We start from the raw sequence: 14809 nt of genomic DNA, 5'->3' as shown, positions 1-14809 counted from the left end.
TGCCTGATGGCGCTTCGCTTATCAGGCCTACGCAGGCTGTAGGCCGGATAAGGCATTTATGCCGCCATCCGGCAATTCAGGTTATTCCCAGAAATCACGCGCTGGATCGAGCACCGGGCGAATAATGCCCGCACGCACCGTAAAGTCGCCGAAGCCTTCACCCGCTTCGCGCTCTTTCGCCCAGCGCCCAACCAGTTCGTCGACGGATGCCAGAATTTCCGTTTCCGTAATATTCTCGCGATACATACGCGGAATGCGCGTTCCCATACGGTTACCGCCCAGATGCACGTTGTAGCGGCCCGGCGCTTTCCCCACCAGCCCCAGCTCGGCCAGCATCGCACGGCCACAGCCGTTCGGGCAGCCGGTCACGCGCATCACGATGTGCTCTTCAGGAATGCCGTGTTTTTCCAGAATCGATTCCACTTTGTCAGTGAATGACGGCAGGAAACGTTCGGCTTCCGCCATCGCCAGCGGACAGGTCGGGAACGAGACGCAGGCCATCGAGTTTTCACGCTGCGGAGTAACCGCGTTCATTAAGCCACTCTTCTGCGCAATCTTTTCGATCTTCGCCTTTTCACTCTCAGGAACACCGGCAATGATCAGGTTCTGGTTCGCGGTAATGCGGAACTCACCTTTGTGGATCTTCGCGATCTCAAGCAGACCGGTTTTCAGCGGTCGGCCCGGATAATCGAGGATACGGCCGTTTTCAATAAACAACGTCAGGTGCCATTTATTGTCGATCCCTTTCACCCAGCCGATACGATCGCCGCGACCGGTAAACTCGTACGGGCGGATCGGCTCAAATTTGATCCCCGCGCGGCGCTCAACTTCAGCTTTAAAGGTCTCAACGCCTACGCGTTCCAGCGTGTATTTGGTTTTCGCGTTTTTACGATCGGTACGGTTACCCCAGTCACGCTGCGTGGTCACCACCGCCTCAGCCACGGCCAGCGTATGCTCAAGCGGCAGATAACCAAACTCGCTTGCCGTACGGGCATAGGTTTTCTTATTGCCGTGCTCAATCGACAAACCACCGCCCACCAGCAGATTAAAGCCCACCAGCTTGCCGTTTTCCGCAATCGCCACGAAGTTCATGTCGTTGGCGTGCAGATCGATGTCGTTCTGCGGTGGGATCACGACCGTGGTTTTAAACTTACGCGGCAGATAGGTTTGACCGAGGATCGGCTCTTCGTCGGTGGTCGCGACTTTTTCCTGATCCAGCCAGATCTCTGCATAGGCGCGGGTTCGCGGCAGCAGATGTTCGGAGATCTTTTTCGCCCACTCGTAGGCTTCCGCGTGCAGCTCAGATTCATACGGGTTGGAGGTGCACAGCACGTTACGGTTCATGTCGTTGGCGGTCGCCAAAGCGTCAAGCCCGACGGAATGCAGCATCTGGTGTACCGGCTTAACGTTCTTCTTCAGAATGCCGTGAAACTGGAAGGTCTGACGGTTGGTCAGACGAATGCTGCCGTAAATGGTGTTGTCATGGGCGAACTTATCGATCGCCTGCCACTGCTTGGTGGTGATCACCCCACCCGGCAGACGACAGCGCAGCAGCATCGCGTGACGCGGCTCCAGCTTTTGCTCGGCACGTTCGGCGCGGATATCACGGTCGTCCTGCTGGTACATACCGTGAAAACGGATCAGCAGGAAGTTGTCGCCTTTAAACCCGCCGGTCAGGCCGTCGTTTAAATCTTCGGCAATGGTACCGCGCAGATAGTTGCTTTCCAGCTTCATACGCTCAGCGTCGGACAGTTTGCCTTCGACCACCAATGGTCCTGGATGTTTTTCGCTCATTAGTAGACATCTCGCTGATAACGGCGCTCAATGCGCAGCTCACTTAAAAATTCATCCGCCGCTTCGATATCCATACCACCGAATTCGGCAATCACTTCCAACAACGCCTGCTCAACGTCTTTCGCCATGCGATTGGCGTCGCCGCAGACATAAATGTGCGCACCGTCGTTAATCCAGCGCCACAGTTCCGCGCCCTGTTGGCGCAGTTTATCTTGTACGTAGACTTTTTCTTTTTGATCGCGGGACCAGGCGAGATCGATACGGCTCAGTACGCCCTCTTTGACGTAACGCTGCCATTCCACCTGATACAGGAAATCTTCGGTAAAGTGTGGGTTACCAAAAAACAGCCAGTTTTTGCCTTCGGCTCCGTCAGCCGCACGTTGCTGCATGAATGCACGGAACGGCGCAATCCCCGTACCCGGTCCAATCATAATTACCGGCGTCTGCGGGTTCGCCGGCAGACGGAAGTTGTCGTTGTGTTCAATGAACACGCGAACTTCACCTTCTTCTTCTACGCGGTCGGCAAGGAAACTGGAAGCACCACCAGCACGGGCGCGACCTTCGATCTCATAACGCACCACACCCACGGTAACGTGCACTTCGCTTTCCACTTCCGCCTGGGAAGAAGCAATGGAGTACAAACGCGGCGTCAGCGGACGCAGAAGATCAACTAACGCCTGAGCATCCAGTTGCGCCGGAGAGAAGCGCACCATATCGACGATGGGCGTGGTTGCGGCGTAATGCTGCAACTGTGCTTTGTCACCCACTAACGGCAGCAAAGTTTCGCTGCGGGTTAAGGTGGCATAGTTTTCTACGATATTGCCGGTGTTAACCGTCAGCTCGAAATGCCACTGCAACGCTTCAGCAAGCGACAGGGTTTTGCCTTCAACCGTGACCGGCTCATCACCTTTCAGCCACAGCAGTTCAACCAGTTCTTTAACCAGAGCCGGGTCATTCTGATACCAGACGCCCAATGCATCTCCCGGCTGATAACGCAGGCCGGAATCGCCGAGATCGATTTCGATATGGCGGACATCTTTTTGCGAGTCACGGCCGGTGATTTTTTGATTCACCGCAAGCGACGCCGTCAGTGGCGCTTCTTTGGTGTATGGGCTGGTGTGTACTTCATTTACAGCACCGCTCGCGGCAACTTGCACAGACGGTGCCGCAGGCGCACGCGCTTTCAGGACATCAACCAAACGGGCACGCCACTGCGCAGCCGCGGCCTGGTATTCGACATCGGCATCTACACGATCGAGCAGACGTTCACCGCCCAGCTCAGCCAATTTGGTATCGAAGTCTTTTCCTGCCTGGCAGAAAAACTCATAAGAGGTGTCGCCAAGACCAAACACGGCAAAAGCAGTGTTATCAAGCTTTGGCGCTTTTTTCGAGAACAGGAATTTATGCAACGCCACGGCTTCTTCCGCCGGCTCACCTTCCCCTTGCGTTGATGCCACCACGATCAGCAGTTTTTCATTGGCGATTTGTTTGAATTTATAGTCGCCAGCGTTGATGAGAGTGACGTTGAGCTTCGCGGCGATCAGATCATCGCGCAGGGCTTCCGCCACACGGCGCGCATTACCGGTTTGTGAGGCGGAGATAAGCGTAATGCCTGGCATTTCAGCGACAGGCGCAGGCGCCACCGCGTTGCTGCCAGGCTGCTGATTCAGCACGCCCCAAAAATAGCCAGAAACCCACGCAAGCTGTGCGGGAGTGAAATCGGTCGTGGCCGCCTGAAGGCGTGCCAGTTGCTCCGGGTTTAGCGGTAGCAAAGCAGAAGGTGGGGCCTGTGTCGTCATGCGTTGTCATGTTCCAGTAAGCAAAGCGGATTTCAGCAATAAAACCCAAACTGAAGATAAGGTTAACGGCGGGGATAGTAACAACTAAAGAAGGGATGGAAATAACAAATAACCAAATGGACTAACCTGTTTTAGTTATAGTTATTAACTGCAAAACAGATTATATAAGCATTTGATATATAAAAAATTACCAAATATTAACGTCATGAATGAATCGTTCTGATACTCAGCACCCTTTTAAATAATGATAAAATTTCCTCTTTACGGTACCCTACCGCGGTTTTTCGCATTCTTGAGAGTAAATAATGTCCACCACCTTGTTTAAAGATTTCACCTTCGAAGCCGCTCACCACCTGCCGCATGTACCGGAAGGGCATAAGTGTGGCCGCCTGCATGGTCACTCATTTATGGTGCGTCTTGAAATTACCGGTGAAGTCGATCCGCATACCGGTTGGATCATGGATTTTGCTGAGTTAAAAGCCGCGTTTAAGCCGACTTACGACAGACTCGATCACTACTATTTGAACGATATTCCTGGCTTAGAAAATCCAACCAGCGAAGTGCTGGCCAAATGGATTTGGGATCAGGTTAAACCTGTGGTCCCTCTGCTGAGTGCTGTAATGGTGAAAGAGACCTGCACAGCGGGCTGCGTTTATCGCGGCGAGTGATTGTAGGCTTGCCGGATGGCAAAGCATCTTCTCCGGCCTGCATTGAGCAATAAACTATGGCCGGGTAAGCGAAACGCCCCCGGCACAGTTATCAGGCAATATTCAGATACTTATGGGTTTGCATCGACAGACGCCAGTTTCGCGCAATACAGGTATCAATGCACAAACGCGTCGCATCCTCTTTCTGGCTGATTGGCTGTAAGGCGATGATTCGCGGTTTATCGTCACTCAACGTCGCCAGCAGTTCATCCAGCGCTTCAATATCGCGGACACGGCCAACCGGATGCTTGATTTCATTCGCGCGCTCCAGTGCCTGTGACAGCACATCATAGCCACCGCGCATATTCACCTTCGGCGATACGGTCACCCAGGTATTCGGCGTACAGCGTACTTCGTGCGTGCCGCTGGTCTCAATCTGGCAGCTAAAGCCGTTCTTTTCCAGCAGGTCAGTCAGCGGCATCAGGTCATGAATGCAGGGCTCACCACCAGTGATCACCACGTGACGGGCGGTATAGCCCTGACGCGAAATGACCGCCAGCAGATCTTCGCTGCTCGCAGCGCCCCATTTATCGCTTTCTTTGGTCTTGGCCAGGATGCTGTACAGGGAGACTTCCCGATCCTCAAGCTTATCCCAGGTGTGTTTGGTATCGCACCAGGCACAGCCAACCGGGCATCCCTGTAAACGAATAAAAATGGCGGGGACGCCGGTAAAGTAACCCTCACCTTGCAGGGTCTGGAACATCTCGTTAATCGGGTACTGCATAGCGCTCTCAATATGGGGATAAACGATAATTATCGCAGATCCCCGCCAAAGTATCATGCCCCATCGATGCTTTACGAGGCGATCGCCGCGACAAAGCGTGCCGTTATCTGCTGCGGGCGCGTGATAGCTCCACCAACCACCACGGTATGAGCGCCTAATGCCAGGCATCGTGCAGCACGTTCAGGGGTATCAACGTTCCCTTCCGCCACAACCGGGACGCTGACCGCAGCCAACACATCACGTAAAAAACCGCAGTCGTTTTCCGCCAGCACATGCCCGGCAGTGTCAGCGGTATAACCGTAGAGCGTGGTGCCCACACAGTCAAAACCCAGGCGCTCGGCGGTCGCCGCTTCGTCTACGGTGGCAATATCCGCCATCAGCAGTACGGACGGATAGCGAGCGCGGATTTGCGTGACCAGTTCTTCCAGCGATTGCCCACCGGGGCGCGGGCGCGCTGTCGCATCCAGAGCAATAATTTCCGGCTCAACGGTCATCAGTTCATCGACTTCCTGTAAAGTGGCCGTGATAAACACATCGCTACCCGGATAATCACGCTTGATAATCCCAATCACCGGCAGGGAGACGCTCTCTTTGATCGCGCGAATGTCCACCACGCTGTTCGCACGAATACCTACCGCACCACCCTGCGCTGCCGCCAGCGCCATACGTGACATAATAAATGGGCTATGCAGGGGCTCATTTTCCAGCGCCTGACAGGAGACAATTAATTTACCTTTCAGGGAATCCAGTACAGTTTTCATTACGATAAGATCTCTTCGACTTCGTTTTTAATGATGGTGACATGCGGGCCATAAATCACCTGAACCCCGTTGCCGCGAATAATTACGCCACGGGCTCCGGTCGCTTTCAGCGCCGCTTCATCGACCTTGCTGCTCTCTTTCACCGTCACGCGCAGGCGTGTGGCGCAACAATCCACCTCTTCCAGATTCTCTTTGCCTCCCAGCCCGGCGATCACTGCCGCTGCTCGCTCACTCTGCGGCAGGCCGGATTCAGTCGGCGCTGCGTTTTCACGACCTGGTGTCAACCAGTTAAAGCGGTTAATCAAATAGCGGAAGGTGAAGTAGTAAAGGAAGAACCACGGGATCCCCACCATGGGGACGTACATCCAGTTGGTTTTAGCTTCCCCCTGTAGCACGCCGAAAAGGAGGAAATCGATAAGCCCACCCGAAAAGGTTTGCCCGATGGTGATATGTAAAATATGCGCCATCATAAACGCCAGACCATCGAAGAAGGCGTGAATGACGTATAACACGGGTGCGACAAACAGGAAGGAGAACTCGATAGGCTCAGTGATACCTGTCAGGAAAGAGGTCAGGGCCGCTGACAACAGCAGACCAGCGACAAGTTTTCTGTTCTCAGGCCTGGCGGTGTGGTACATCGCCAGACATGCGCCAAGCAGGCCAAACATCATGGTGATGAAGCGCCCGGACATAAAGCGCGAGGTGCCCGCATAGAACTGCTGCGTATTCGGATCGGCAAGTTGCGCGAAGAAAATACGCTGAGTACCTTCAACTAACTGGCCGTTGACGATTTCACTTCCGCCAAGCGCTGTCGTCCAGAACGGCAAATAAAAGATATGGTGTAAACCCAGTGGGCCAAGCATACGCAGGATGAAGCCATACAACAGCGTCCCCAGATAGCCTGTCGCATCCACCAGACCACCCAGTCCAAAAATGAGTTTCTGGAAATGCGGCCAAACCACCGTCATGACCGCACCCACGACAATCGCGGCAAGGGAGCTAATAATCGGTACAAAGCGCGAACCGCTGAAGAAACCAAGGAACTGAGGTAATGAGACTTTATTGAAACGGCTATGCAGCGCGCAGGTGACAAGCCCAATCACCACCCCACCGAACACACCCGTTTCCAGTGTCTGAATACCCAGCGTCATCCCCTGGCCTACGGCACCGGGATTCTCGTGCGCCAGCGTTCCGTTGAGCGTCAATAAAGCGTTGATGGTGGCGTTCATCACCAGAAATGCCAGCAATGCCGCAAGCCCGGCGGTGCCTTTATCCGTTTTCGCCAGTCCTACTGCGACACCTACCGCAAAAAGCACCGACAGGTTGGCAAACACAATAGAACCTGCGCTGGTCATGATCGTGAAAATTGCCTGTAACCAGTCAACGTCCAAAAATGGATAAGCAGTCAATGTGTTTGGATTCGACAGCGCGCCGCCAATCCCTAACAACAGCCCCGCAGCGGGCAGTACCGCAATCGGCAGCATGAACGATTTGCCGAACCGCTGTGCCTTTTCGAACCATGCGCCCGATGAGGCACCGCTAAACATTTGCATCATTTTTTCATCTCCCCGATTAATGATGAAAATTTTTACCATATTTAATATTGATAGTGAAAATTATCATCAAAATCCAGGAAGCCGATCATACTTTTTTAAAATGACTGGCATCTCTCCCCTGCTTTCCGCCACACTATCAACAGAGAAACGCATTAAGGATTTTGCATGTCAGAAAATGAAAACCTGCTGCTGAGATTGCGCCAGGGCGTTGACGGATATAGCCGAACACAGCAAAAGTTGGGAGAGTTTGTGCTCAGCGATCCGGCAAAAGTTGTCTACCTGACGATTACCGAACTGGCGCGTGAAAGCGACACCAGCGAGGCGAGCGTCACACGTCTGTGCCGCGCACTTGGGTGTAAGGGTTATAACGAATTCAAAATGGCGCTGGCACTCGATCTCCAGCAAGGACAGCCGGTAGAGCACAGCGGGGATGAAATTGACAATGTGGTCAATGAATCCGTACAAGCGTTGCAGGACACAGCAAAATTACTCGACAGGACATTACTGGAATCCGCCGCTTTGGCACTGCATCAGGCCCAGTCGGTACAGATTTATGGCGTAGCGGCCAGCGCTATTCTGGGGGAGTATTTACATTACAAACTCCTGCGCCTCGGCAAACCTGCACAATTGTTCAGTGACATGCATCGTGCAGCCATGAACGCCACAACGCTTAACAAAGACACGCTGGTGGTAGCGATTTCCAGTTCAGGTTCGACGCGCGATCTACTGCATGTCGTTAAACTGGCGCGTAAGCAAGGCGTGCGCGTACTGGCGTTAAGTAATACGCCGCGCAGCCCGTTGGCTTCGCTGAGCGATATTCAACTGGTCGCAGCCAAACCAGAAGGTCCGTTGAGTGCTGGCGCGCTAAACGCCAAGGTGGGAGTGATGCTGTTGGTAGAGCTACTGACTACGTCGCTGATTGCTCTGGATGAAAAGTACAGTGATGTGAGCCAGCAAACCGCCAGCGCAACCCTTCCTCTACTGCTTTAAGGGCATAAAAAAACCCGCCGCAGCGGGTTTTTACGTTAAGAGTTAAAGAACAGGATTACGCCTGACCTTTGATCTCTTTACGACCGTTGTACGGTGCTTGTTCACCCAGAGCTTCTTCGATACGAATCAGCTGGTTGTACTTAGCAACGCGGTCAGAACGGCTCATAGAACCAGTTTTGATCTGGCCTGCAGCGGTACCAACAGCCAGGTCAGCGATGGTAGCGTCTTCAGTTTCGCCAGAACGGTGAGAGATGACAGCGGTGTAGCCAGCGTCTTTCGCCATTTTGATCGCAGCCAGAGTTTCGGTCAGAGAACCGATCTGGTTGAATTTGATCAGGATGGAGTTAACGATGCCTTTTTCGATGCCTTCTTTCAGGATCTTGGTGTTAGTTACGAACAGATCGTCACCAACCAGCTGGATTTTGTCGCCCAGTACTTTAGTCTGGTATGCGAAACCGTCCCAGTCAGACTCGTCCAGACCATCTTCGATGGACACGATCGGGTACTGTTTGGTCAGTTCTTCCAGGAAGTGAGTGAATTCTTCGGAGGTGAATGCTTTGTTGCCTTCGCCAGCCAGAACGTATTTACCGTCTTTGTAGAATTCAGAAGCTGCACAGTCCATCGCCAGGGTGATGTCTTTGCCCAGCTCGTAGCCAGCTGCTTTAACCGCTTCAGCGATTACAGCCAGAGCTTCAGCGTTGGAACCCAGGTTCGGCGCGTAGCCACCTTCGTCACCAACTGCAGTGTTCATACCTTTAGCTTTCAGAACTTTAGCCAGGTTGTGGAACACTTCAGAACCCATACGAACGGCTTCTTTCAGAGTCTTAGCGCCAACCGGCTGAATCATGAATTCCTGGATGTCGACGTTGTTGTCAGCGTGCTCACCACCGTTGATGATGTTCATCATCGGAACCGGCATGGAGTATTTACCCGGAGTACCGTTCAGTTCAGCGATGTGTGCATACAGCGGCAGGCCTTTTGCAGCTGCTGCTGCTTTGGCGTTCGCCAGGGACACAGCCAGGATGGCGTTTGCACCGAAGTTGGATTTGTTTTCAGTACCGTCCAGATCGATCATGATCTTGTCGATGCCAGCCTGATCTTTAGCATCTTTACCCAGCAGAGCCTGAGCAATTGGGCCGTTAACAGCTGCAACAGCTTTCAGTACGCCTTTACCCATGAAACGGGATTTGTCGCCATCGCGCAGTTCCAGTGCTTCGCGGGAACCAGTAGAAGCACCTGACGGAGCTGCTGCCATACCAACGAAACCACCTTCCAGGTGTACTTCGGCTTCAACAGTCGGGTTACCACGGGAGTCGATGATTTCACGACCGATGATTTTAACGATTTTGGACATTAGATTTTCCTCAGTACAAGTTAAACTAAAACTCCAGACAAACAATGCACCCTAATGGGTGCATTGCCGTTCTAACTTATTTACTTCTTACTTCGCCTGACGCTTCTGATGTTCACTGGCGGCTTTCACAAAGCCGGCAAACAGCGGGTGCCCATCACGTGGCGTGGAAGTAAATTCCGGGTGGAACTGACAGGCCACGAACCACGGATGATTCGGTACCTCAATGATCTCGACCAACTGATCATCACCGGAACGGCCTGCAATACGCAGACCCGCAGCTTCAATCTGTTTCAACAGCATATTGTTGACTTCATAACGGTGGCGATGGCGTTCAACAATTGTCGGCGCGCCGTACAGTTGACGAACCAGGCTATCGTCGCTCAACTGACACTGCTGCGCGCCAAGGCGCATTGTGCCGCCCAGATCGCTCTTCTCTGTACGGACTTCGACGTTGCCGTCTTCATCGCGCCATTCGGTAATCAGGGCCACCACCGGGTACTTACAGTCTGGCACAAATTCCGTGGAGTTGGCGTTGTCCATACCCACTACGTTACGTGCAAACTCAATCAACGCAACCTGCATACCCAGGCAAATGCCCAGATAAGGAATATTGTTCTCACGCGCAAAACGCGCCGTCGCGATTTTACCTTCAACACCGCGGTAGCCGAAGCCGCCAGGGATCAGGATTGCATCAAGACCTTTCAGGATCTCAACGCCACGCGTTTCGACATCTTGCGAATCGATCAGCTTGATGTTGACGGTGACACGATTCTTCAGACCACCGTGCTTCAGCGCTTCGATAACTGACTTATAGGCATCCGGCAGTTCAATGTACTTGCCGACCATACCGATAGTCACTTCGCCTGCCGGATTCGCTTCTTCGTAGATAACCTGTTCCCATTCTGACAGATTAGCTTCCGGACAGTTCAAGCTGAATCGTTTACAAATATAATCGTCAAGGCCCTGAGATTTCAACAGGCCCGGGATTTTATAGATGGAATCGACATCTTTCAGAGAAATCACCGCTTTTTCCGGAACGTTACAGAACAATGCAATTTTTGCACGTTCATTAGCCGGAACTGCGCGATCGGAGCGGCAAATCAGGATATCTGGCTGAATACCGATAGAAAGCAGCTCTTTTACAGAGTGCTGAGTCGGTTTAGTTTTGACTTCACCTGCCGCCGCCATGTACGGAACCAGCGTCAGATGCATAAACAGCGTGTGCTCACGGCCAATTTCTACGGCCATCTGGCGAATCGCTTCAAGGAACGGCAGAGATTCGATATCCCCAACGGTTCCGCCGATTTCGACCAGAACAACATCATGACCTTCACCGCCTTCCAGAACGCGCTCTTTAATGGCATTCGTGATGTGCGGGATAACCTGAACTGTTGCGCCCAGGTAGTCGCCACGGCGTTCTTTACGCAGAACGTCGGAGTAGATACGACCCGTAGTGAAGTTGTTGCGGCGGCTCATTTTGGTACGAATGAAACGCTCATAGTGACCCAGGTCCAGGTCGGTTTCAGCGCCGTCTTCGGTAACGAACACTTCCCCGTGTTGGATTGGGCTCATAGTACCTGGATCGACGTTGATGTACGGATCCAGTTTCATCATGGTTACATTGAGGCCACGGGCTTCAAGAATGGCTGCCAGGGAGGCTGCGGCAATGCCTTTTCCCAGAGAGGATACGACCCCGCCGGTCACAAAAATATAGTTCGTTGTCATGCTGGACCTGAGAAGTTAGGGTGAAACGATGGAATTACCAAGACGGGAAAGTAGTATACCCGAACATGACGAGCGCCACAAACTTTCATTATTCCTCCTCTTCACCAGGCTCACATTAACATCGGGAGTGAGAAAATAGCCCCTTTGGGGTAAATGTTTTTGACGTAAATCAAGCGCTTGTTATTTAAAAAATCACACAAATCGCCCTTGACCGACGAAATCCCTTAGAGATCAATTTCCTGCCGTTTTACCTGTTGCCAGACTTCTTCCATAGTTTCCAGATCAACACCAGTCATTTCCAGACCGCGCGAAGCCACAATTCGCTCAACTTCACGAAAACGCCGCTCAAACTTCTCGTTCGCTTTCTGCAATGCGGTCTCTGCTTTAGTGCCTAAATGCCGGGCCATATTGACCGTAGCAAACAGCAGATCGCCCATTTCCTCCTCCAGTTTAGCCTGGTCGACAACAGCCTGCTTAGCCTCAAACATGACTTCGTCGATCTCTTCGTAAACCTTGTCGACAACCGGTCCTAATGTTTTCCAGTCGAAGCCAACATTTGAGCAGCGTTTCTGGATTTTTTGGGCGCGCATTAATGCCGGTAAACTGCGGGGAATATCGTCGAGTGCGGAATGCTGTGCCTTCTGGGCACGTTCTTCACTTTTGATTTTTTCCCAGCGGGTCAAAACCTCAGTACTGTTACTGGCAGAAACATCAGCAAAAACATGTGGATGACGGCGTTCAAGCTTATCGCTTATCGCAGCACAAATATCATCAAAGTTGAAGCGTCCTTCTTCCTGCGCCATCTGGGCGTAAAACACCACCTGGAACAGCAGGTCGCCCAGCTCTCCGCGCAGGTCGTCAAAGTCTTCACGCGCAATCGCGTCCAGCACTTCATAGGTTTCTTCGAGAGTGTAAGGAGCAATAGTGGAGAATGTCTGCTCTTTGTCCCACGGACAGCCGTTTTCCGGGTCGCGCAGGCGCTGCATAATACCGAGCAGTCGGTCGATTTGATTCATTGGAATGTCCTGAAATTTCAATATAGTAGACCGGATAACGCGACAACCGACACCCAGCAACATAGCAATGCCTGATGGCAACGCTAACGCGTCTTATCAGGCCTACAAGGTTATCCGGCCTACAAAATCATTAATTACCGTGCAAGCGACGTGCGTCGATCACATCCGGTACCTGGTTCAGCTTGCCGAGCACGCGCCCGAGCACCTGCAGGTTATAAATTTCGATGGTCATATCGATGGTGGCCAGCTGTTGTTTGGTATCACTTCGGCTGGCAACTCCCAGCACGTTCACCTTCTCGTTGGCGAGGATCGTGGTGATATCACGTAACAAGCCGCTGCGATCGTTGGCCTGGACGCGAACCACCAGCGAATACCCTGCCGAGTAGCTTTCGCCCCAGACCGCATCAACAATACGTTCCGGCGCATGGGAGCGCAGCTCAGCCAGCTGTTCACAATCCGCCCGGTGCACGGAAATACCGCGTCCCTGGGTAATAAACCCGACAATCTCATCGCCTGGAATCGGCTGGCAGCAGCGGGCGATGTGGTGCATCAGGTTACCTACCCCTTCCACCACCACACGACCGTCGTCTTTACGACGACTCTGCGGTGCCTGCGTTTTCTGCTGAAGCTGTTTCAGTGCGGCGGCATCCTGTTCGGCAGCGCTTGGCTTATTAAACTGCGCCTGCAGGAAGTTCACCATTTGGTTGAGGCGGATGTCTCCCCCACCAATCGCCGCCAGCAACTCGTCCAGCTCATTGAAGCTGTAGCGCGGTAGCAGGTGTTTTTCCGCCTCTTTCAGGCTGATGCCTAAATGCGCCAGCTCATCGTCGAGGATCTGGCGACCTGCAAGGATGTTCTTATCGCGGTCCTGTTTACGGAACCAGGCGTGGATCTTCGAACGCCCACGACTGGTGGTTACGTAGCCAAGGTTAGGGTTCAACCAGTCGCGGCTTGGGTTTGGCTGTTTCTGGGTGATAATTTCAATTTGATCGCCCATCTGCAGCTGGTAGGTAAACGGTACAATGCGCCCACCAATTTTCGCGCCAATGCATCGATGCCCCACATCGCTATGAATGTGGTAAGCAAAATCGAGCGGCGTGGAGCCCGCAGGTAAGTCTACAACGTCGCCTTTTGGCGTAAAGACGTACACGCGGTCATCAAAGACCTGGCTACGGACTTCATCCAGCATTTCACCGGAATCCGCCATCTCTTCCTGCCAGGCAATCAGCTTACGCAGCCACGCAATGCGATCTTCATGACCAGAACGCGCCGCGCCTGAAGCGGTACCCTCTTTGTACTTCCAGTGCGCCGCGACGCCCAGTTCGGCATCTTCGTGCATCTGTTTGGTACGGATCTGAATTTCGATGGTTTTCCCGCCCGGCCCCAGCACAACCGTATGGATTGACTGGTAGCCATTGGGTTTCGGATTAGCAACGTAATCATCGAACTCATCCGGCAGATGGCGATAGTGAGTATGTACTATCCCGAGTGCGGCATAGCAGTCCTGTAAACGCTCTGCCACGATACGCACTGCGCGTACATCGAACAGTTCATCGAAGGCTAACTGCTTTTTCTGCATTTTGCGCCAGATACTGTAGATATGCTTCGGACGTCCGTACACTTCAGCTTTGACGCCTTCCGTTTTCATCTCTGAGCGCAAATGACCGACGAACTCATCAATGTAATGTTCCCTGTCGATACGTCGTTCATGCAGCAGCTTGGCTATGCGTTTGTATTCAGCCGGGTGCAGATAACGAAAGCAATAATCTTCCAGCTCCCATTTTAATTGCCCGATTCCCAAACGGTTGGCCAGCGGTGCATAAATATTGGTGCACTCTTTTGCCGCCAGAACGCGTTCATCTTCCGGCGCGTCTTTCACTTCACGCAGATGGGCAATCCGCTCTGCCAGCTTGATGACCACACAGCGGAAGTCATCTACCATTGCCAGCAGCATGCGGCGGACGTTATCGACCTGCTCGGAAGAAACTGAATCGGTATGCGTGGCTTTAAGCTGGCGTATCGCCGCCATATCACGCACACCGTGGATAAGATGAACAATAGATTTGCCCACGCTCTCGCGCAGGATGTCTTCACTGACCACGTTGGCATCAGCCAGAGGGAACAGCATTGCTGCACGCAGCGTGTCGATATCCATGCTCAACATAGAGAGAATTTCTACCATCTCCACGCCACGCCACAGCAGCAGATCCGCATCCGGATGCCCCTGTGTCTGCTGGAGGCAGTACGCCCAGGTTTCGGCTAAGCGTTCACACGACTGCTGGCTGGAGATCCCCAGACTCGCGATCCATTTCTTTGGATCAAACTCACCAGCTTTATTTATATGTGCACTTCTTACCGCAACCATTGTCCTCTCCTTAAGGGG

General features: G+C 52.8%; 11 protein-coding genes. 2 read left to right on the top strand and 9 right to left on the bottom strand.

Annotation, left to right across the window (positions count from 1 at the left end):
* Positions 1 to 81: 81 nt before the first annotated feature.
* Both cysI and cysJ read right to left on the bottom strand, forming a co-directional pair.
* A complete protein-coding gene (gene cysI, locus OGY37_RS09095; RefSeq protein ID WP_148361527.1) occupies positions 82 to 1794 on the bottom strand; it encodes an assimilatory sulfite reductase (NADPH) hemoprotein subunit in 1713 nt (570 codons plus the stop codon).
* Complete coding sequence (cysJ, locus tag OGY37_RS09090) at positions 1794 to 3593, bottom strand: NADPH-dependent assimilatory sulfite reductase flavoprotein subunit (RefSeq protein WP_286620626.1); 1800 nt, start codon at positions 3591 to 3593, stop codon at positions 1794 to 1796. Before cysJ ends, cysI begins: the two co-directional genes overlap by 1 nt.
* Before the next feature lie 305 nt (positions 3594 to 3898).
* On the opposite strand from cysJ, the gene queD reads away from it, so the two are divergent.
* Positions 3899 to 4261, top strand: coding sequence for a 6-carboxytetrahydropterin synthase QueD (gene queD, locus OGY37_RS09085; RefSeq protein ID WP_003825707.1), 363 nt, complete (start codon positions 3899 to 3901; stop codon positions 4259 to 4261).
* A gap of 91 nt (positions 4262 to 4352) precedes the next feature.
* Here the strand turns inward: queD and queE are convergent, their stop codons facing one another.
* The 3 genes from queE to OGY37_RS09070 all read right to left on the bottom strand — a co-directional run bounded on the left by queE (position 4353) and on the right by OGY37_RS09070 (position 7341).
* Positions 4353 to 5024 carry a 7-carboxy-7-deazaguanine synthase QueE gene (gene queE, locus OGY37_RS09080; RefSeq protein WP_003034139.1) on the bottom strand — a complete coding sequence of 224 codons (672 nt, stop codon included), beginning with the start codon at positions 5022 to 5024 and terminating at the stop codon, positions 4353 to 4355.
* 71 nt (positions 5025 to 5095) lie between these two features.
* The gene (locus tag OGY37_RS09075; protein WP_126317481.1) at positions 5096 to 5785 is read right to left on the bottom strand and encodes an N-acetylmannosamine-6-phosphate 2-epimerase; all 690 of its coding nucleotides are present in this window, start codon (positions 5783 to 5785) and stop codon (positions 5096 to 5098) included.
* The gene (locus OGY37_RS09070) at positions 5785 to 7341 is read right to left on the bottom strand and encodes a maltose/glucose-specific PTS transporter subunit IIC (protein ID WP_003825703.1); all 1557 of its coding nucleotides are present in this window, start codon (positions 7339 to 7341) and stop codon (positions 5785 to 5787) included. The genes OGY37_RS09075 and OGY37_RS09070 overlap by 1 nt, the downstream gene beginning before the upstream one ends.
* Positions 7342 to 7506: 165 nt before the next feature.
* Between OGY37_RS09070 and OGY37_RS09065 the strand changes: the two genes are divergently transcribed.
* Positions 7507 to 8331 (top strand): MurR/RpiR family transcriptional regulator, encoded by an 825-nt coding sequence (locus tag OGY37_RS09065; protein ID WP_063940947.1) that lies wholly within the window; start codon positions 7507 to 7509, stop codon positions 8329 to 8331.
* Positions 8332 to 8386: 55 nt separating this feature from the next.
* Here the strand turns inward: OGY37_RS09065 and eno are convergent, their stop codons facing one another.
* The 4 genes from eno to relA all read right to left on the bottom strand — a co-directional run bounded on the left by eno (position 8387) and on the right by relA (position 14791).
* On the bottom strand, positions 8387 to 9685 hold the full coding sequence (gene eno / locus OGY37_RS09060; RefSeq protein WP_003034129.1) for a phosphopyruvate hydratase: 1299 nt from the start codon (positions 9683 to 9685) through the stop codon (positions 8387 to 8389).
* Positions 9686 to 9772: 87 nt separating this feature from the next.
* On the bottom strand, positions 9773 to 11410 hold the full coding sequence (gene pyrG / locus OGY37_RS09055) for a glutamine hydrolyzing CTP synthase (protein ID WP_003034127.1): 1638 nt from the start codon (positions 11408 to 11410) through the stop codon (positions 9773 to 9775).
* Between the two features lie 224 nt (positions 11411 to 11634).
* A complete protein-coding gene (gene mazG / locus OGY37_RS09050) occupies positions 11635 to 12426 on the bottom strand; it encodes a nucleoside triphosphate pyrophosphohydrolase (RefSeq protein ID WP_003825693.1) in 792 nt (263 codons plus the stop codon).
* A gap of 130 nt (positions 12427 to 12556) precedes the next feature.
* Positions 12557 to 14791 carry a GTP diphosphokinase gene (relA, locus tag OGY37_RS09045; RefSeq protein ID WP_003825690.1) on the bottom strand — a complete coding sequence of 745 codons (2235 nt, stop codon included), beginning with the start codon at positions 14789 to 14791 and terminating at the stop codon, positions 12557 to 12559.
* Positions 14792 to 14809 lie beyond the last annotated feature (18 nt).

The organism is Citrobacter sp. Cpo030 (genome assembly GCF_030333005.1).
Taxonomy (GTDB): Bacteria; Pseudomonadota; Gammaproteobacteria; order Enterobacterales; family Enterobacteriaceae; genus Citrobacter; species Citrobacter portucalensis.
Note: the sequence above shows the minus strand (reverse complement) of the source record. Positions and strands in the feature narration are given on the sequence as shown.

Bases quoted from the DNA above. Each gene is read 5' to 3' on its own strand.
- cysI (WP_148361527.1), bottom strand. From the start codon at position 1,794: ATGAGCGAAAAACATCCAGGACCATTGGTGGTCGAAGGCAAACTGTCC.
- cysJ (WP_286620626.1), bottom strand. From the start codon at position 3,593: ATGACGACACAGGCCCCACCTTCTGCTTTGCTACCGCTAAACCCGGAG.
- queD (WP_003825707.1), top strand. From the start codon at position 3,899: ATGTCCACCACCTTGTTTAAAGATTTCACCTTCGAAGCCGCTCACCAC.
- queE (WP_003034139.1), bottom strand. From the start codon at position 5,024: ATGCAGTACCCGATTAACGAGATGTTCCAGACCCTGCAAGGTGAGGGT.
- OGY37_RS09075 (WP_126317481.1), bottom strand. From the start codon at position 5,785: ATGAAAACTGTACTGGATTCCCTGAAAGGTAAATTAATTGTCTCCTGT.
- OGY37_RS09070 (WP_003825703.1), bottom strand. From the start codon at position 7,341: ATGATGCAAATGTTTAGCGGTGCCTCATCGGGCGCATGGTTCGAAAAG.
- OGY37_RS09065 (WP_063940947.1), top strand. From the start codon at position 7,507: ATGTCAGAAAATGAAAACCTGCTGCTGAGATTGCGCCAGGGCGTTGAC.
- eno (WP_003034129.1), bottom strand. From the start codon at position 9,685: ATGTCCAAAATCGTTAAAATCATCGGTCGTGAAATCATCGACTCCCGT.
- pyrG (WP_003034127.1), bottom strand. From the start codon at position 11,410: ATGACAACGAACTATATTTTTGTGACCGGCGGGGTCGTATCCTCTCTG.
- mazG (WP_003825693.1), bottom strand. From the start codon at position 12,426: ATGAATCAAATCGACCGACTGCTCGGTATTATGCAGCGCCTGCGCGAC.
- relA (WP_003825690.1), bottom strand. From the start codon at position 14,791: ATGGTTGCGGTAAGAAGTGCACATATAAATAAAGCTGGTGAGTTTGAT.